18 protein-coding genes, 1 tRNA gene and 1 pseudogene are annotated in these 17,958 nt (G+C 63.6%); 9 read left to right on the forward strand and 11 right to left on the reverse strand.

Annotated elements, in window-relative coordinates; genetic code table 11:
- Window positions 1-10: 10 nt before the first annotated feature.
- A complete protein-coding gene (locus B4F07_RS04540) occupies window positions 11-2,293 on the reverse strand; it encodes a TonB-dependent receptor (protein WP_293702345.1) in 2,283 nt (760 codons plus the stop codon).
- Window positions 2,294-2,413: 120 nt separating this feature from the next.
- On the reverse strand, window positions 2,414-3,046 hold the full coding sequence (locus tag B4F07_RS04545; RefSeq protein ID WP_293702348.1) for a TetR/AcrR family transcriptional regulator: 633 nt from the start codon (window positions 3,044-3,046) through the stop codon (window positions 2,414-2,416).
- Between the two features lie 297 nt (window positions 3,047-3,343).
- On the opposite strand from B4F07_RS04545, the gene B4F07_RS04550 reads away from it, so the two are divergent.
- A complete protein-coding gene (locus B4F07_RS04550; RefSeq protein WP_293702393.1) occupies window positions 3,344-4,504 on the forward strand; it encodes an alpha-hydroxy-acid oxidizing protein in 1,161 nt (386 codons plus the stop codon).
- A 35-nt stretch (window positions 4,505-4,539) separates the two neighbouring features.
- Window positions 4,540-4,692: pseudogene (locus B4F07_RS04555) on the forward strand (transposase); the annotation flags it as partial.
- A 359-nt stretch (window positions 4,693-5,051) separates the two neighbouring features.
- Here the strand turns inward: B4F07_RS04555 and B4F07_RS04560 are convergent.
- Both B4F07_RS04560 and B4F07_RS04565 read right to left on the reverse strand, forming a co-directional pair.
- Window positions 5,052-5,127 (reverse strand) — tRNA-Val (locus B4F07_RS04560).
- Between the two features lie 55 nt (window positions 5,128-5,182).
- Complete coding sequence (locus B4F07_RS04565; protein WP_293702396.1) at window positions 5,183-6,226, reverse strand: MarR family winged helix-turn-helix transcriptional regulator; 1,044 nt, start codon at window positions 6,224-6,226, stop codon at window positions 5,183-5,185.
- Window positions 6,227-6,477: 251 nt separating this feature from the next.
- Between B4F07_RS04565 and B4F07_RS04570 the strand changes: the two genes are divergently transcribed.
- The 6 genes from B4F07_RS04570 to B4F07_RS04595 are packed head-to-tail and all read left to right on the forward strand — an operon-like array spanning window position 6,478 to window position 10,235.
- Window positions 6,478-7,035 carry a thermonuclease family protein gene (locus B4F07_RS04570; protein WP_293704559.1) on the forward strand — a complete coding sequence of 186 codons (558 nt, stop codon included), beginning with the start codon at window positions 6,478-6,480 and terminating at the stop codon, window positions 7,033-7,035.
- Between the two features lie 51 nt (window positions 7,036-7,086).
- On the forward strand, window positions 7,087-7,467 hold the full coding sequence (gene crcB / locus B4F07_RS04575; protein ID WP_293702402.1) for a fluoride efflux transporter CrcB: 381 nt from the start codon (window positions 7,087-7,089) through the stop codon (window positions 7,465-7,467).
- The gene (locus B4F07_RS04580; protein WP_293702405.1) at window positions 7,464-8,696 is read left to right on the forward strand and encodes an RluA family pseudouridine synthase; all 1,233 of its coding nucleotides are present in this window, start codon (window positions 7,464-7,466) and stop codon (window positions 8,694-8,696) included. Before crcB ends, B4F07_RS04580 begins: the two co-directional genes overlap by 4 nt.
- Window positions 8,696-9,316: an FMN-binding negative transcriptional regulator gene (locus B4F07_RS04585; RefSeq protein WP_293702408.1), complete on the forward strand. Its 621-nt coding sequence runs from the start codon at window positions 8,696-8,698 to the stop codon at window positions 9,314-9,316. The genes B4F07_RS04580 and B4F07_RS04585 overlap by 1 nt, the downstream gene beginning before the upstream one ends.
- Window positions 9,313-9,549, forward strand: a complete 237-nt coding sequence (locus B4F07_RS04590) for a hypothetical protein (RefSeq protein WP_293702411.1) — start codon at window positions 9,313-9,315, stop codon at window positions 9,547-9,549. Before B4F07_RS04585 ends, B4F07_RS04590 begins: the two co-directional genes overlap by 4 nt.
- Window positions 9,546-10,235 carry an ATP12 family chaperone protein gene (locus B4F07_RS04595; RefSeq protein ID WP_293702414.1) on the forward strand — a complete coding sequence of 230 codons (690 nt, stop codon included), beginning with the start codon at window positions 9,546-9,548 and terminating at the stop codon, window positions 10,233-10,235. Before B4F07_RS04590 ends, B4F07_RS04595 begins: the two co-directional genes overlap by 4 nt.
- Window positions 10,236-10,354: 119 nt before the next feature.
- On the opposite strand, the gene B4F07_RS04600 is transcribed toward B4F07_RS04595, so the two are convergent.
- The 4 genes from B4F07_RS04600 to B4F07_RS04615 all read right to left on the reverse strand — a co-directional run bounded on the left by B4F07_RS04600 (window position 10,355) and on the right by B4F07_RS04615 (window position 14,154).
- Entirely contained in the window at window positions 10,355-11,158 is an 804-nt protein-coding gene (locus tag B4F07_RS04600; RefSeq protein WP_293702417.1) for a crotonase/enoyl-CoA hydratase family protein, read from the reverse strand.
- Window positions 11,159-11,171: 13 nt separating this feature from the next.
- The gene (locus tag B4F07_RS04605) at window positions 11,172-11,780 is read right to left on the reverse strand and encodes a 2-hydroxychromene-2-carboxylate isomerase (RefSeq protein WP_293702420.1); all 609 of its coding nucleotides are present in this window, start codon (window positions 11,778-11,780) and stop codon (window positions 11,172-11,174) included.
- A 2-nt stretch (window positions 11,781-11,782) separates the two neighbouring features.
- Window positions 11,783-13,315, reverse strand: a complete 1,533-nt coding sequence (locus tag B4F07_RS04610) for an acyl-CoA synthetase (protein ID WP_293702423.1) — start codon at window positions 13,313-13,315, stop codon at window positions 11,783-11,785.
- A 95-nt stretch (window positions 13,316-13,410) separates the two neighbouring features.
- Window positions 13,411-14,154 (reverse strand): response regulator transcription factor, encoded by a 744-nt coding sequence (locus B4F07_RS04615; protein ID WP_293702425.1) that lies wholly within the window; start codon window positions 14,152-14,154, stop codon window positions 13,411-13,413.
- Between the two features lie 80 nt (window positions 14,155-14,234).
- Here B4F07_RS04615 and B4F07_RS04620 point away from each other — a divergent pair, with 80 nt between their 5' ends.
- On the forward strand, window positions 14,235-15,767 hold the full coding sequence (locus tag B4F07_RS04620; protein WP_293702428.1) for a class I adenylate-forming enzyme family protein: 1,533 nt from the start codon (window positions 14,235-14,237) through the stop codon (window positions 15,765-15,767).
- A gap of 140 nt (window positions 15,768-15,907) precedes the next feature.
- Here B4F07_RS04620 and B4F07_RS04625 read toward each other — a convergent pair whose 3' ends face one another.
- The 3 genes from B4F07_RS04625 to B4F07_RS04635 are packed head-to-tail and all read right to left on the reverse strand — an operon-like array spanning window position 15,908 to window position 17,945.
- A complete protein-coding gene (locus tag B4F07_RS04625) occupies window positions 15,908-16,423 on the reverse strand; it encodes an AAA family ATPase (protein WP_293702431.1) in 516 nt (171 codons plus the stop codon).
- Window positions 16,423-16,992, reverse strand: coding sequence for a nicotinamide riboside transporter PnuC (gene pnuC, locus B4F07_RS04630; RefSeq protein WP_293702433.1), 570 nt, complete (start codon window positions 16,990-16,992; stop codon window positions 16,423-16,425). Before pnuC ends, B4F07_RS04625 begins: the two co-directional genes overlap by 1 nt.
- The gene (locus B4F07_RS04635) at window positions 16,989-17,945 is read right to left on the reverse strand and encodes a phytoene/squalene synthase family protein (RefSeq protein WP_293702436.1); all 957 of its coding nucleotides are present in this window, start codon (window positions 17,943-17,945) and stop codon (window positions 16,989-16,991) included. The genes pnuC and B4F07_RS04635 overlap by 4 nt, the downstream gene beginning before the upstream one ends.
- Between the last annotated feature and the right edge of the window lie 13 nt (window positions 17,946-17,958).

Below are 17,958 nucleotides of genomic sequence, written 5' to 3' on the forward strand. Positions count from 1 at the left end.
GATCCTCCGATCAGAAATCGACCCCGAGCGTTACGCCATAGGTCCGCGGCGGCCGCAGCGATCCCACCGACACGAAGCTGTAGAGCGGCGCGGCAATGATCGTGTTCGCCAGCGCATATTTGTCGGTCAGATTCTTGCCCCACAGCGCCAGCGACCATCTCTCGTCAGGCGAACGATAAGTGATGCTCGCGTTGACGAGCGCAAAGGCTTCTTGCCGCGCGTCATTATTGTTGAACTCGGTGAAGAAAACCTCGTCCTGCAGATTGATGTCGGCAGACAGGTCAAGGAAGCCGGAATTGCCGAGATTGAAACGCTGATCGACGAACGCTGCAACGGTATATTTGGGCGCGTTCGACAAGCGGTTGCCCGACAGGTCGACCAGCCCCGGGTCGGTCGCACACGTCGGATATTGCGGGCGGCTGGCATTGCCCGCGGCGTAATAGCCGTTGCAGAAGTCCTTGTATTTGGCGTTGAGATAGGTGCCATAGACGCGGATCGTCGTGTTGTCGCCGGGGCGGAAGGTCGCCTCCAGTTCGACCCCATAGTTACGCGCCGACGCGGCATTGATCGTCTCGACGATGCTGTTGGCATTGACGAAGCCGACCTGCAAATTGGTATAGTCATAATAGAAGACCGCACCCGACAAACCAAATTTCCGGTCGGCGGTTTCCCCGCGGAAACCGGCTTCATAGCTCCACACATATTCGGGATCGATGACCGAATTGATGCTGCCGATGTTCACGACGCCCGATTTGAAACCGCGTGTCACCTTGCCATAGAAAAGCGTGCCGCCAGGGGTGCGATATTCGATGGCAAACTTGGGCGTGATCGCGTCCCAGCTGCCGGTCTTGTCGGTCGGAATATCGAGCCCCTGCGCCTCGAAGGTGAAACGCCCGACACCGCTGCGCTTTTCCCAGTTGTAACGCGCGCCCGCGGTGATCGTGAGGTCGGGCAGGATTTCGAAAGCCGCCTCGAGATAGGCACCAGCGGCCTTGGTCTTGACCGTGCCGCGCTGGAGATAATTGCCATTGTCGAACAGGTTCGCAGGCAGGTTGGTGCCCAGCACGATATTGAAATAGGATGCCAGGTTGACCGTAGGAACACGGACTTCGCCGAACAGCTTTTCCTCGAAATAGGTCGCGCCGCCCAGCAGCGACAGACTGCCGACATTATAGTTGAAATTCACTTCCTGACTGAACGATTCGCTGTTTTCGGTGTAGTCGTTCCGGCCAAAGGCATTGAAATCGCTCACGTCGAGGTCGTCGCGGTTGAAGCGTTTGAACTTGCGATAGGCGGTCGTCGAAACCAGCGAGAAATCACCCGAGTCCCACGTCAATATGCCCTGGATGCTCGACCCGTCGCGCTTGTTGATCGCGTCCTCGTCCGAATAGATGTTGCGCAGGTCCGGCTTTTCGCCGCGCGCCGCATAATAATCGAAAATCGTGTTGCCGCCCAGCAGCGACGATGCGAGCCCCGCTTCCGGCACCACCGTCGGCCCAAAATAGTGGAATGCATAATTGTTATCGTCTTCCTTGAAATGATCGGCGACGATCAGCAGTTCGAGGTCGGGCGACAGTTTGGCAAGCAGCGACCCGCGAATGGCATAGGCGTCGCGATCGTCGATCGGATTGCCGGTGAATAAATTGGTGCCATAGCCGTCACGCTTTTCATATTTGCCCGCAACGCGGAACATCAGACTTTCGCCCGCGATCGGCCCGCCGAGCGCCGCTTCAAGAGTGCGCGCATCATAATTGCCATAGGTGGCGCGAGCGAAGCCGTCGAATTCGGGGGTCGGCCGCGCGGTGACGATATTGATCACGCCGCCGGTCGCGCCGCGGCCATAGGTCGTCCCCTGTGGCCCGCGCAGCACCTCGATTTGCTGGATATCATAAAAGCCGCTGAGCTGCGCCGCCGGACGGCTGATGATCGCGCCATTCTGAAGAAAAGCAACGGCGCCGTCGGCCCCCAGATCGATGCTGGTCAGGCCGATGCCGCGAATGAAGGTGCGGTTGACGCCAAACTGGTCGCCAACGGAGACGTTGGGCACCGCTGCGGCGAGATCGCCGGCATCCTCGATACCACCTGCCCCGACATCGTCGGCGCCGAGCACCGAGATCGACGCGCCGGTATCTTCCAGCGACTTGCCCGATTTGGTCGCGGTCACGATGATCGTGCCGTCATCATTGCCGTCTGTGACGGCATCGGGGTTGGTGTCTTGCGCCAAAACAGGGGACGCGACAGCGACCGAGCCCATGACCGTCGCCAACAGCAAATGCTTGATCTTCGAATTCATAATCTCTCTCCCTGATATACCGGGTATATAATTTTCTACCGGTCAGTAATCACATGTCTGGTTATGCTAGTCGGGCGATCCTGCCCGTTCATCCTTTGCTTTTGCTAAGTCCTTTTAAAGCTATTCCGCGCCCGCCAGCCGCAGTGCGGCCTGGACGAGATATTCGATCACTTCTTCCGCAGATCGCTGGCCGCTGGACGAGTACCAGGTCGGAATCCAACTGATGAGCCCGCCGATCCACACCGCAATGAAGGGATCGATGTCCTCGCGGAATTCGCCGCTGGCAACACCTTCGCGGATCATCTCGCCGATCTGATGATCGAAACTGTGCCGCAGACGCAAAATTCGCTTGTAGTCTTCAGCACTCAGATGTTTCATCTCGCGCTGGTAAACGACGACATATTCCTGCCGATCGATCACGATCTGACCGACCTTGCGCACCACTTCGGCAAGCCGTGCCCGATGGCTGCCATGCTCATGCGCCAGGACGTCTTCCAGCACCGCCAGCGCCTCGCTGATCCCGACCTCGCAGATCGCCGCGAGGATCGCCTCCTTGTTCTTGAAATAGGAGTAGAGGAACGGCTTGGTGACGCTGAGCTGGCTCGCGACATTGTCGAGGGTGCAGCTGCTGTAACCGCGCTCGTAAAAAAGATGGCTCGCTGCCTCGACGATCCGGTTGACCTTGAAGGCAACGAACTCGGACTTGAGCGAAGCGCCGGAGACGCGCGGGCGGATCAGGGAATCACTGGACACGGCAACGGTCATAGCATCGACCCAAGGCAGCCGGATAGTGACACCAAAACCTCCCTCTGCGGCGCCATTCTATCGATGGCGGGCCGCTGCGAGGGTATGCCGCAAAAGACATCTACCTGCTAGTAGTTTTTACATGAGGCTGGTAACTTTCGCGTTGCTGCCACAAGGATGTCGAGAAACGCGGCCTGTTTTGCGCTTTTGAACCGGTAAAAAAGCGATACGGTACCGACTGGTGGACGTGGACGAACGGCCGGCACACGCAAATATGCGTCGGCGATTGAGCGGAGAGACGGGACAATGGGACATTATGGCGATCTGCAGACGCAGATCTATCAGGACGGCCTGCGCGGGGTACTTCCCGATTATCCTGTCGATTTTGCAACGCTGGAAAAGCGCGCTGAAAATGCGCTTTCCCCCTCACTGCTGAATTATGTGCAGGGCGGATGCGGCGACGAACATACCCAGCGCTCGAATGCGAGCGCCTTTCACCATTGGGGCATGATCCCCCGCATGCTGGTCGATTGCACATCGCGCGATCTGTCAATCGACCTGTTCGGGATGACGCTACCTTCCCCGATCTTTATGGCGCCGATCGGCGTCAACGGAGAGATCACCCAGGACCGGCGCGGCGACATTGCCGCGGCGCAAGCATCTGCAATGACCGGTGTCCCCTATTGCGCTTCGACATTGTCGAACAGCCCGCTGGAAGAGGTGGCGAACGCGACGGGAACCGTCCCGGCGTTTTTCCAGCTCTACACTCCCAAGAATCCGGACTTGGCCGAGAGCCTGATCCGCCGTGCCGAGGCGGCCGACTACAAGGCGCTGGTCATCACGCTCGACACATGGGTGACCGGATGGCGTCCCCGCGATCTCAATGCCTCGAATTTTCCCCAGCTACGCGGCAAGGTGCTTGAGAACTATTTTTCAGATCCGGTCTTCCGGGCGACGCTGGCGCGTCCGCCGGAAGACGATATCGTCGCCGCCGTTCAAGCCTGGGCGGCGATATTCGGGAAGGTACTGACGTGGAGCGACATCGAATGGTTCAGATCAATCACCCGGTTGCCCATCATTTTAAAGGGCATTTGCCACCCCGACGACGCTCGCCGAGCGGCTGACCATGGGGTCGACGCAATATATTGCTCGAACCACGGCGGCCGCCAGGCAAATGGCGGGATTGCTGCAATCGATATGCTTCCGGACGTGGTGAAGGCTGCCGGCGAAATGCCGACCTTGTTCGACAGTGGCGTCCGTTCGGGCAGCGACGTGATAAAGGCGTTGGCACTGGGAGCCAAGGCGGTAGGGATCGGGCGTCCATACGCCTACGGCCTTGCGATCGGCGGGGCAAAGGGTGCCGCGCACGTGCTCCGGTCAATCCTCGCCGAAGCGGACTTGCTGATGGCCGTCAATGGCTATCCGACAATTGAGGCATTGGTCGAGGAGGGGGCGTCGCGAATCTAGGGTCCAGACCCATAAACGGGATTCACCGTGGTGTCGGGATGCCGAGGGTTGATGATCGGCGGCTGCTTTCAGGCATCATCCACGCCCTGAAGAGCGGTGGTCGCCGGGGCGACTGTCGCAGGCACGTCTATGGCCCGAAGAAGACCCTCTACAACCACGTCCGGCGCTGGGCCGAACAGGGTGTATGGGTGCGCATCCTTGATGGTCGACAGCCCGCGCACCTCAACAGGCAGTTTCTCGCGCGCCCCAATAAACTGCCAACCGATTGGCAGGGCCAGCGCGAAATGCTCGGGCTCGCTCAAACCCACTTCCACATAATCATAGGACGAGATGCGCACCTGATGCGCATCTTTCGTCCAACGCATACTCCGACGGCAAAATCGTCGAACAGAGAATCCGCGTCCGATCGTTCGAGATTTCAGCTACCGAAAGCGTCTCTACGTCGGCGGCGAGCGAGACCGATATCACGCTAAGTTACTAACACGTTGTGATATTATCGCCGATGAAATTACTGAGTCGGGGACAATGCAGTCAACTAGTGACTGGATGGTGGGCGCTGACGGGCTCGAACCGCCGACCCTCTCGGTGTAAACGAGATGCTCTACCAACTGAGCTAAGCGCCCCCGAAATCCGGGAAGCGCGCCCCTGCCACAACCTGTCACCGCTGGCAAGCCGTCGCTATTCCTCCAGCGCCTCGAAATAGCGCGCGAGCGCATCGCACGCGCCTTCGGCCAACGCGATGAAGATGCGGCGACCGTCGTGCGGGTCAGCTTCGCGGATGAACAATCCGGCGTCGGTCATCGTCTTGATCCAGCGCAGCGCCGTCGTCGCCGGAACGGCAGCGGCGATACACAGGCTTGATACCGATACTGGCTGGCGTTCGAGCCGTGCCGCGTAAAGGTCGAGCAGCATGTCCCACGCCGGATCGGCGAACAGGTCGGCGGGGAAAAATTGCTCGCGCATTCGCCGCTGGCGCAGCATTTGGCGCACCGCCTTGGCGCGTTGCCGGTCAAGGATACGCTGTTCGGGGACGAAGCTGCGCGGAATTGCGGCATAGTCGCGGATCGACGCGCGAACCTGCCCCGGATAGTCGGCATAGTCTCCGCCCTGCGGCGCAAAGCCGGTCGGAGTACCTTCCAGTCCGCGCCGACCCGCCAGATCGCCGAGCAACCGGGATATGCGCGCCACCTCCTCCTGCAACTGGTCGATCCGCTCCATCGCATCGCCCCGCGCAATATCGTGGACCATCATCCGCGGCGCGCGGCGGGCTGCCGCCAGGGCCATTCGCCGATCGGTTCCATCGGCATCGATCAGATATTCGGTTCGCAGCGTTTCGGGTACCACGCCCGCAATACGGTCGAGCGCTGCGAGCGTCGTCTCGCAGATCAGCCTGCTCTTTCGCTCGACCGCGACCGCAAACAGATCGGCCAGCGTTGCGGATTCGATCGCGTCTGTCGCAGCAATCCAGACAATGTCGATGGCGCCCATTTGTCGCAAATGTTCCGCAGCACGCTGCGCCGGAACGACCGCGGCAATGCGTATGCCATCGCCCTGTTCAACGTCCGGGACGGCATGCTGCGGCCCCACGAACACCAGCGACGAGGGGACGCCCCTATGCGCCAGATGACCGAACGGCAGAGGCGCTCCCCAATCCCCCGCATCCCCGTCATTGCCGGGAAAGGCCGCCGCGTCCGACCGAATCCGCATGTCATGGTCCATCATCTAATGTTCCCTCCTGCTTGCTCCACCTTGGCGTAACTATGTCGTCATTTCGGCGATATTCACCTTTTGTTCGTTCGTATTCGCCGCCAATTCGGACCCATTTGCCGGATCTGCCGTGGGTTGATGCGGGTTTATGGCGATGAATTTAGTCCAAAATGGACATGGTTTGTTCTTTTCGTCAACAGATTTTCGCCGCTTGCCAAGGAGCCCCGCGCCGGTCAGGCGAGGCTATGACGAAAGGACGCACTTCGTTGACCCGACTCCGCTGGCGGCGTCGCTTACGGTCGTTGGCCGCGCTGATGGCGCTGACCGGTCTCGCTTTTACAGCATGGGTGTGGTTGCCCGCACCAACGGTCACCGTGCCGCTGGTCCATGTGATCGACGGCGACAGCCTGACGGTTCGGCAGGATGACACCGCGCTGTCGATCCGGCTTTCGGGTGTCGATGCGGTCGAATATCGACAGGGTTGCGCCCGCGCCGCCGCGCGTTGGCCCTGCGGGCAGGAGGCGCGATCGGCGCTGGCGAAGCTGGCTGGTCGCGGGCCGCTCCATTGCGAATTGACGGCAAAGGATCGTTATGCACGCACGCTCGCCACATGCCGCACCGCTGTTTTCCCGAATGGGCTGGACCTGGGCGCCGAACTGGTACGGCAGGGCTGGGCGGTCGCGACCAGCGATGCCTATAGGATCGAGGAAGCCGAAGCGCAGGCAAAGCGGCGCGGCATCTGGCAGGGCGACTTTGTCCGGCCCGCCGAATGGCGCGCAGCGCAGGGCCGTCCGGCGACTGTGCTGGCAGCTCCCGACCTCTAGCGAAAACGCACCCGCTATGCCTCGCCGCCGTTTCGGGCTAGGGCGAGCGCCATGAACAGCTTGCTTCCCGTCATGATCGGCGGCGCGATCGGCGCCGGTGCCCGCCATCTGGTGGGGCAGGCGATGCTCGCGCGGCTCGGTCCCGGCTTTCCCTGGTGGACGCTGGCGATCAATATCGTCGGCAGCCTGCTCATGGGACTGCTCATCGGTGCGCTCGCGCGCGGCGATGGTATCAGCGACACCGTGCGGCTGTTCGTTGGCGTCGGGATTCTCGGCGGCTTCACCACCTTCTCCTCTTTCAGCATGGAATTCTGGATGCTTTTCGAACGCGGCCAAAACGCTCAGGCGGCCGCCTATGTCCTCGCGTCGGTAATCGGCGCGATCGCGGCGTGCGGGCTCGGGCTCTTCATCATGCGGCAGGTGCCGGCATGAGCGACGCCAAGCCACAACTCGACGGCGCTACGATCGCCGAGGAAGACGACGGCATCCGGCTCGACCGTTGGTTCAAGCGCCACCGCGAAGGTACGCCGCACGCGCTGCTCGCGCGCTGGGCGCGCTCCGGCCAGCTGACCCTCGACGGCAAAAAGGCCGATGTGTCGGACCGCATCGCCGCAGGTCAAAAGCTGGTGATGCCGACCCCGCCGGTCGAAGCCGCAGCGCGTCCGGCGCGCAAGGGGCGCCCCCTGACCGACGCCGACATCGAACTGGCGACGGGGATGATGATCCACAGGGACGCGAGCGCGATCGTCCTCAACAAACTGCCGGGCCTTGCCACCCAAGGCGGCACCAAGACCGAAAGCCATGTTGACGGTCTGCTCGACGCGCTGAAATTCGACGCACCGACGCGCCCCAAGCTCGTCCACCGGCTCGACAAGGATACGTCAGGCGCGCTGCTGATCGCGCGCACCCCGCGCGCCGCCGCTTATTTCGCCAAGAGCTTTTCCAATCGCAGCGCAAAAAAGACCTACTGGGCGTTGATCGTCGGGGTGCCCGACATCCAGCAGGGCGAGATCGACCTGCCGCTGGCCAAACAGCCGGGTTCGGGCGGCGAGAAAATGCATGTCCACGACGACGGCCTGCCGTCCAAGACCCGGTACCGCGTGATCGAGCGCGCGGGGAACAGCGCCGCGTGGGTCGAATTGCAACCGCTGACCGGCCGCACCCACCAGCTGCGCGTCCATATGGCGGCGATCGGCCATCCGATCGTCGGCGACGGCAAATATGGCGGCAAGGGTGCGTTCCTGACCGGCACGATCAGCCGCAAGATGCACCTGCACAGCCGCCGCCTGCGCATCGATCATCCCGATGGCGGCGCGATCGATATCAGCGCAGAAGTGCCGGACCATTTCGCAGCCAGCCTTGACGCGCTGGGCTTCGACCTGCTGCTGGGCGAGGTCGGGATCGATCCGACCGACAAAGGCCCGCCGCCCAAAGCGGCGCTGAAAGCGCAGGCGAAGGCGCACAGCAAACAAATCCGCAAGGCGCGGCGCGGCGAACGCCGCGGGCGCACTGCGGAGGGCAAGCCCACCGACTTCGTCGGCAAGCCTAAACCCAAGGCCAAGGCGAAATCGGGCAAGCCCGGCAAACCGGCGCCCGCAAAAGCCGCAGGCAAAAAACCGAGCGCGAAGAAACACCCGGCGCGCCCACCGCGAGCAAGCTGATGCACCCGAACTCCGCCTTTCGGCCGCGGCAGGACGACCTGGCCGAACTGCTGGTCCGCGAGATCGGTTTTGCCGCGATCTTCGCCGCCACCCCCGACGGCCCACGCGTCGCGCACGCACCGGTGGTGCTGAGCGATAACCGCAACACGCTGCAATTTCACCTCGCGCGCGGCAATGCGCTGACCCGGCACCTCGATGGCGCGACCGCGCTCGCCGTCGTGCAGGGGCCTGACGCCTATGTCAGCGCCAGCTGGTATGAGGCAGCCGACCAGGTGCCGACGTGGAATTATGTCGCGATTGAAATGGAGGGCGTCGTCAGCAAGCTCGACGACGCAACGCTCATCGCTCACCTCGACACGCTGTCGGCGAACCATGAGGCGCGCGTCTGCGCGAACCCGCCGTGGACGCGCGACAAGATGAACCCGGCGCTGTTCAGCAAGATGACCGGCGCCATTACCGGTTTCGAGCTGCGGGTCACCGCATGGCGACCGACGGTCAAGTTGTCGCAGAACAAGTCCGCCGACGAACGCGAGCGCGTTGCCGCGGGCGTCGAAGCAACGGGTCATGGCGCGCTCGCGCAGTTGATGCGCCACCTTGGCGGCGATAGGGAGGGGGCATGACCCAAGCCGACGACGCGCTCGCCAAGAAACGATATTTCGCGATTGTCGCGATGCGCCTTGCGGGCGCGTTGCTGGTGCTGATCGGCTTCGTGCTGATTCGCGGCGGCTGGGAGCTGGCGGGGCAGCCGACCGACCGCTGGATCGGCGTGGCGCTGGTGTTGATCGGCGCTTTCGATTTCGCTGTGATGCCGCGGTTGCTCGCGCGGCGCTGGCGCTCCCCCAAAAACCTGTGAAACGCTTCTGGAAAGAGGTCGCCGTCGTCCCGCAGGACGGTGGCTGGGGTGTCGCGCTCGACGGACGGCCGATGCGCACCCCGCACCGCGCACCGCTGGTGGTGGCGAGCGCGGCGCTGGCCGAAACGATTGCAGCCGAATGGCAGGCGCAGGGCGAGACGATCGATCCGCGTGCGATGCCGATGACCGGGCTCGCCAATGCCGCGATCGACCTTGCCGCGCCCGACCCGGTTGTATTCGCCGAACCCGTCGCCGCCTATGCGGCAACCGACCTCCTCTGTTACCGCGACGACCGCGATGCGGCGTTACAGGCCGAGCAGGTGGCGGCGTGGAACCCGATTCTGGCTTGGGCCGAAGCGCAATTCGGGGTCGAATTCATCATCACGCAGGGAATACTCCCGGTCGACCAGCCGCCCGCGACGGTCTCGGCGCTGCGCGACACGGTGTTTGCGTTCGACCCGTGGCGGATGACCGCGCTGACCCCGCTCGTGACGATCGGCGGGTCGCTCGTCGCCGGGTTGGCCTGCATGGCGCAAGCGTTCCACCCCGAGCATTTGTGGGACGCAGTCAGCCTGGACCAATTATATCAGGAACGCCGCTGGGGCGTCGATGCCGAGGCGCAGGCGCAACGCGCCGCGCACAAGCGCGACTGGGACAATGCGGTGCGGTTTTTGGGGTTGCTGTAAAGAACCTGCCCTTCAACCCGTTCGTGTCGAGCGAAGTCGAGACACGCTAGCGCGGCGTTAGACGCATCTCGACTTCGCTCGATGCGAACGAAGAGGGAAAGGACAGCCTTCCGGCTCGTTCAATCCACGAAATTCGGCTTCCGCTTCTGCATCCCCGCCATCACCGCCTCCATCTGGTTCGGAGTCCGGATAACCTTCACCTGCTCATCGCTTTCGGCCTGCAAAATCTCGGCGTCGGTCGCGTCGGCGAGCATGTTGCACAGCCGCTTGGCGCCGCGGATCGCATGGGGGTTCTTGTCGGCGATCACCGCGGCCAGCTCCAACGCCTTAGCCAACGGATTATCGGACACATGCGTCGCGAACCCGAGCAGCTTCGCCTCCGAACCGTTGAATTCGCGGTTGGTGTAGATCATCTCGCGCAGCACATCGTCGGCGACCTGCGTGCGCCACAGCGCCATGCCGGCGACGTCGGGAACCAGGCCCCAGCGCATTTCCATGATCGCGATCCGCGTGTCGGGATGGACGATGCGGATGTCGGCAGCGGCCATGATCTGGCTGCCCGCACCAAAGGCAACGCCATGCACCGCGGCGATCACCGGTACAGGCAGTTCGCGCCACCCCCACGCCGCATATTGCGGGCCATTGGCAATCCCGTGTGCGCGTTCGTTCAGACTGCCGCCGGTGCTGCTGGTCCCGGGATCTCGCTCATTGCTCAGGCTGGAGAGATCAAGCCCGGCGCAAAAGGCACGGCCCTCCCCCGACAGGACAACAACGCGCAGCCCTGCCGTCGCCTTCAGCGTATCGACCGCCTCGGTCAGCGCCGCCCACATTGCGGGGTCGAGCGCGTTCATCTTGTCGGCGCGGATCAAGCGGACGTCGGCGATGCCGCCGTCGAGCATAGTGATGGAAATACGGTCTTTCACGGGAGCATCCCTTTCAGCGTTTCAAAGCCGCTTCGACGAGCGGGAGTTGATCGTTGCCGAAATACATATCATCGCCATCGACAAAAATCGTCGGCGATCCATAGCCGCCGCGCGCAATGACCTCATCAGTATTGGCGCGAAGTCGCGCCTTGGCCGCATCGCTGCCCGCCGCCGCCGCGAGCGCGGCGCCGTCCAGTCCCTCGGCATCGGCGACCGCGGCAAGTACCCCCGGATCGTCGAGATTTTCCTGCCGCTCGAAATAGCTGGCAAAGGCCCCGCGCGCGAACCGCACGAGCGCCGCCTGATCCTCCTCCAGCGCGCAGCAGAACCGCATTGCAGCGATGCTTTTGGCCGGATGCCACTGCGAAGGAAAATTCATCGGCACGCCCGCAAGTCGCGCCCAGTCCTGCAGCACCTTCCAGCTGTGCTGGAGCCGCCGGTTGTCTGCCTGCTCACGCGCCGCATAGACGGCAGGATTGACCGCATTGAACACCCCGCCGACCAGGATCGGTCGGTACCGGGCGGTCGCGCCCGTGCGTTCCAGCAGGCCCGGCAGATTGTGAAACGCAAGGCAGGTCCAAGGCGACGACAGGTCGAAGAAAAATTCGACACGCGCGCTCATGCTCAGGTCTCCGCCTTCGCCTTGTCCCAATACTGGTCACGGAGTAGGCGTTTGTACAGTTTCCCAGTGTCGTGGCGCGGCAGCGCTTCCAGAAAGTCGATGCGGCGCGGGATTTTTACCCCCGACAGTTTCTCTCGCGCATAGGCAATCAGTTCGCCGCGGAGTTCGTCGGTCGCATCCGCCATATCCGCCGGCTGGATCACCGCGATCACCTCCTCGCCCATTTCGTCGTGCGGCCCGCCGACCACGGCGACGTCGGCGACCTTCGGATGGTTGACGAGGTGATTTTCAATCTCCTGCGGATAGACGTTCACGCCGCCGGTGATGATCATGAAACTCTTGCGGTCGGTGAGATACAGGAAACCCTCTTCGTCCAGCTTGCCGACATCGCCCAGCGTCGACCAACCCTTCGAGTTGCGGCTCGACGCGGTTTTCTCGTCATCGCCGTGATATTCGAAGACATTCTCGCTTTCGAAAAAGACGGTGCCTTCCTCGTTGGGTCCAAGCTCGGTCTCGTTATCCTCGCCCATAATGTGCACGGTGCCCAGGATCGGGCGCCCGACGCTGCCCCGGTGGGTCAGCCAGTCGGCGCTGGAGATGAACGTCATGCCATTGCCTTCGGACCCGGCATAATATTCGAAGAGAACCGGCCCCCACCAGTCGATCATCGCCTGCTTCACCGGGATCGGACACGGCGCGGCGGCGTGGATCGCGACCTTGAGCGACGAGGTATCGTAGCGGGTACGAACCTCCTCGGGCAGTTTCAGCATCCGCACAAAATGCGTCGGCACCCACTGGCTGGAATTGACACGATATTTTTCGATGTGCGCCAGCGCCGCTTCGGGATCGAATTTCTTCATCAGCACAACGGTACCGCCCAGCCGGTGGATCGTCATCGACCAGCGCAGCGGGGCGGCATGATACAGCGGCGCGGGCGACAGATAGATGCTGTCGGCATTGATCTGGAATACCGCCGAGGCAAGCATGACCAGGCTGTTCATCGCGTCGATCGCGGGCTCTTCGGGCAGCGGAACGCGCACCCCCTTGGGCCGCCCGGTGGTCCCCGACGAATAGAGCATGTCGACCCCGGCGCGCTCGTCGGCGACAGGGGTCGCGGGCATCGCGGCGACTGCATCCTCCCAACGCGGCCAGCCCGCGATCTCGCCGCCCATCGCGAAACGCGTGATCGTGGTGGTCAGCTGCTGCGCCGCCTCACTCAGGCTGGCGGAGACGACAAGCATCTTGGCGCCCGAATTTTCGAGGATATAGTCGGTCTCGTCCTGCGTCAGCCGCGACGAGATGCAGACATAGCGCAGCCCCGACCGCTGCGCGCCCCAAGTCAGGCCATAATAATGCGGGGTGTTCTCGAGCATGAAGGCGACGACATCTTCATGCCCAAGCCCATGCGCGCGAAACAGCTGCGCGGCGCGATTCGACGCCGCGTCGAGTTCGCCATAGCTGATCGCCTCGCCCGTTTCGGCGACAATGATCGCGGCTTTGTCAGGGTTACTGCGAGCATGAACGGAAGGGTGCATCGGGCCATCATCTCCGGGAATCGTTGGTTTCTTATGTCCCAGATCAGTAGCAAGCTGAAACTTTTGGTCAAGCGAGGGCGCCTCGATACCCTGTCCTAGTCCGAACCTTGGTCTGGTCGCGACCGCAGCGCATAACCCTGCCCCTTTACCGTCCACAGCATCGGCCAGGCGAAGCCGCGATCGACCTTGGCGCGCAGCCGCGACATATGCACTTCGACGCGGTTGGTGCCGGGGTCGAAATCGAGCCGCCACACCGCGCGGAGCAGCGCATCGCGCGACATCGGTCGATCGGGAACGCGCGCCAGATTGGCGAGCAGGTCGAACTCGCGCAGCGGCAGGCGGATGAGCCGTCCTGCGCGCTCGACCCGCCGGTCGATCAGATCGATGCGAAGCTCGCCCGCGCCGATCTGCCCCGCCGTCAGCCGCGCGCGCCGCAGCAATCCCGCAATTCGGGCAAGTATTTCGGGCAAATTCCCGGTCCATCCTGCGGCATCATCCGCGCCTCCGCGCAGGGCCAACAGCCGGTCAGCAACGCTGTCGCGATCGGACAGCACCAGCATCGGCCGACGGCCCGCGATACTGCGCGCCAGGCGAACGAATTCTGCGGGTTCCTGCCAGCCGAGAAAGGGGTTGAGGACAAGCATATCGAAACAGCTGTCGAGCCAAGGCCGCAAACCGGCGGCGGGTGGAACGAGCCGCTCGACGCGCCATCCCTCGGCGACGATAGCGGCCGCGAACTGCGCGGCGCGCGCTGTGTCGGGATGGAAAAGCGCCACCAGCGGCGCGGCGTGAGGGGCAGCGTACAGCGTTTCGGATGCAGTCCCAGCGCTCGATTCCATCCGCACTCCCTCGCCCCGACCGACAAGCTACCCGCAGCACCGGGCATTGCGCGACACCGCGCCTGTGCTAACTCCGCAGCATGACTGCAGCCCAGATGCTCGACGGCGACTTCGCCACCCTGCCCGACCTGGTCCGTGCCCACGCCGCGGAACGCCCCGATGCCCTAGCGGCTGCCGACGCCGAGCGGCGGCTTAGCTGGTCCGAACTGGATCAATTGGCCGACCGAATCGCGGCGCGCTTGCAGCAGGACGGCTTTGCGAAGGGCGACCGCACCGCGATCGCGGGGCTGAACAGCGTCGAACAAATGGCCGTCATCATCGGCACGCTACGCGCGGGCGGCGTCGCGGGACTGGTCACCAACAGTGCGACGGGCGAGCAGATGGCGGCGATGATCGCCGATACCGGCGCGCGCCACCTGTTCCTCGACAGCGCGGCCAGAGCGAGCCTGGAGGGACAGGCCATCGCCGCCAGCGACCTGATCGCGATGGACGGCAGCGAGGCGGGGACGCCACTCGATGCCTGGCTGTCGCTGGCAGGCGCCAAGCCCACGCCGGTCGAGATCCTGCCCGAGGACGGTTTCAACATCATCTATTCGTCGGGGACGACCGGCACGCCGAAGGGTATCATCCACAGCCATGCGATGCGCTGGCAGCATATCATTCGCGGCGCCCCCGCTTATGGTCCCAACGCGGTCACCATATTATCGACTCCGCTCTATTCGAACACGACGATGGCGAGCTTCCTGCCGACCGTCGGGTCGGGCGGGCAGACCGTCTTGATGAAAAAATTCGACGCCCGCGGGTTCCTCGAACTCGCGGCGGGCGAGCGCGCGACCAACACCATGCTGGTCCCGGTGCAATATCGCCGCATCATGGCACTGGAAGATTTCGACAGCTTCGACCTCAGCAGCTTTGTCGTCAAATACTGCACCTCGGCTCCCTTCCCTGCCGCGCTGAAAGCCGATGTGCTCGCACGCTGGCCGGGCGGGCTGGTCGAGATTTACGGGATGACCGAGGGCGGCGCAGCGTTCATCCTCGAGGCGCATCAATTTCCCGACAAGCTGCACACCGTCGGCCGCCCCGCGCCAGGCCATATCGCCAAGGTGATCGACGAGGAGGGTAACGAACTGCCGCAAGGGTCGGTCGGCGAAGTCGTCGGCCGCTCGCCTGCGATGATGACCGGATATAACAACCGTCCCGACGCGACCAAGGCGATGCACTGGTACGATACCGACGGCAATCTATACTATCGCCACGGCGACATCGGACGGATCGACGAGGATGGGTTCCTGACCCTGATGGACCGCGCCAAGGACATGATCATTTCGGGCGGCTTCAATATCTTCCCGAGCGACCTGGAAGCGATCCTGCTCGCCGACGACCGCGTCGTCGAGGCCGCCGTGGTCGGCATGCCGAGCGAGGAATGGGGCGAGACGCCGGTGGCGTTCGTGGTGCTGAAAGACGGCGCCGATCCAGAAAGCGTCCGTGCCGACTGCAACGCCAAGGTCGGCAAGACGCAGCGGATCAGCGGCATCACCGTCGTGGACGAACTGCCGCGCAGCCCGATCGGTAAGGTGCTGAAGCGCGAACTGCGGGATGCTTACGCCGCTTGATCCTCCCTGTCGCGTAGCGATGGGGAGGTGGCAGCGCGAAGCGCTGACGGAGGGGCGATAACGCTACCGTCGCAACGCCCCTCCACCATTCGCTTCGCGAACGGTCCGCCTCCCCATGGCTTCGCCACAGGGAGGATAGATCACCCCAATCCCGCCGCCTCCACCGCCGCCAGCGCGCTTTGCAGCCGCGCGTCGCCATCGCCTTGGACCCAGGCCCATCTAAGCCTTCGTCGCTCAAGCTCGCCGATCGCGACGTCCATAAACTGCCGCCGCGCCAGGTCGCTGCCGAACAGGCGGGTGCCGTCCTCCTGCCATTCAAGGTCCATCGCCGGCACGAGGTAGAGGTCTGCAACATCGTCCCACAGATCGATTTCGGGCAAACGGCGGCCGAGCAGCATGATCGCCCAAGCCTGCGTCATCAGCGGATCGGTGTCCGAAATCAACCAGTCGGGGTTTTGCGCCATTGCTTCGCGGGTCGCCGCGATATGGCCGTCGAAAATCGCCAGCAGGTCGATCTCGTCGAGGTCGGTGCCGTTCGCCTCGGCATAGGTGCGGCCATATTCAGGGACGACCAGCCCGCCCAGTCGCAGCGCAAGGCGCGGGGCCAGCGTCGATTTGCCGGTGCTCTCGGCGCCGTGGAAACAGACATGGTGCATTACAACGCCACCCTGCCCGTTGCCGCGGCGCGGCGCCACTGGATCAACCCGTCGATCGACAGGCCGAGCAACACAACATAGACCGCGCTGGTGGCATACAGCCCGCGCCACGCGAAAAGCGGGATCGCGATCAGATCGACGATGATCCACAGATACCAGCTTTCCACCCGCCGCCGCGCGAGCAGCCATTGCGCGGTGATGCTGAACATCGCGACCGCGCCGTCGATCCAGGGAGCGACGGCATCGGTGTAACGGTCCATCGCGAAACTCCACGCGGCCCATGCGGCGATCGTAACGATCGCCCATCGCTGGCGCGCGCGTTGGTCCATCCACCCGACCGGAACCCCGCTGTCATCGCGGGCGCGCATCCAGCTGGCCCAGCCATAGAGATTGAGCGCGAAGAAAAAACCCTGCAAAACCATATCACTGTACAGCCGTGCATCATAGAAGACGACCGCATAAAGGCTGACCGCGACCAGCGCGAAGGGATAGTTCCATACGCTGCGCAGCGCGACGAGCGCGACGTTGATCAGGACCAGCACCGCGGCCAGCCATTCGATCTGGGTCATCCACTCGCCCCGTTGCGCGGGCGCGTCCACAGCCCGTCGCGGCTGATCCGGTGTCCCGGCGGGCGGCGGAGCACCGACCACCCCGCGCGCGCGATCCAGCCAAGCTTGGCGAGCCGCGTCGTGCTGGCGCGGTGGTCCCACGCATGGTCGCCGCGGGCGCGGACTTCGCGCGCGATGTCGCCATAGATGCCCGCGGCAGCGAGCACGGCCCAGCGGCTGCGCGGCGGCAGCTTGCGCGCCCCCCAGCGCGCCGATGCCTCATATTCCTCGGCCATTTCGGCGAGCCATTTGGCCATCACCGTCAGCCGCCCGCGGAACGCCGGATGCATATGCTGCCCCGGCGGGATATCGAGTTCGACCATCCATTCCATCGGCAAATAACAGCGGTCGGCGGCGGCATCCTCCGCGACATCGCGCGCGATATTGGCGAGCTGGAACGCGATGCCGAGGTCGCAGGCGCGGTCGAGCGTCGCTTCGTCAGCGGGATCGACCCCCATCACCAGCGCCATGGCGACCCCGACCGCGCCCGCGACATGATAGCAATAGCGCAGCAGATCGGCCTCGCTACGCGGGCGCCAGTCGTCGGCGTCGAGCGCGAAGCCCGCGATAATGTCGTCAACCACCGCGCGCGGGATTGCGACTTCGGTGAGCAGGAAGCCGAGCGCGTCGAACGCCTTGTCGCCCGTCGGCTGTCCGGCAAAGGCGGCGTCGGTCAGGGTGCGGATGCGCGCGAGCGCGGCCTGCGCATCATGGTCCTGCGACATCGCGCCGCCGTGATCCTGCCCGTCGGTCAGATCGTCAGCAGCGCGGCACCAGGCATAGAGCAGCCAGACGCGTTCGCGGGTTTCGCGGTCGAACAACTGGCTGGCGAGCGCAAAGCTTTTCGAGCCGCGCGCGATGCTGTCGTGCGCGAAACCGTGGAGGGCGTGCGCGTCATAGACCCCCTCAATCATTGTGGCGCCGCAT

Origin of the sequence: Sphingopyxis sp. UBA6723, assembly GCF_002454115.1 — a bacterium.
In the GTDB taxonomy this organism is placed as follows: Bacteria; Pseudomonadota; Alphaproteobacteria; order Sphingomonadales; family Sphingomonadaceae; genus Sphingopyxis.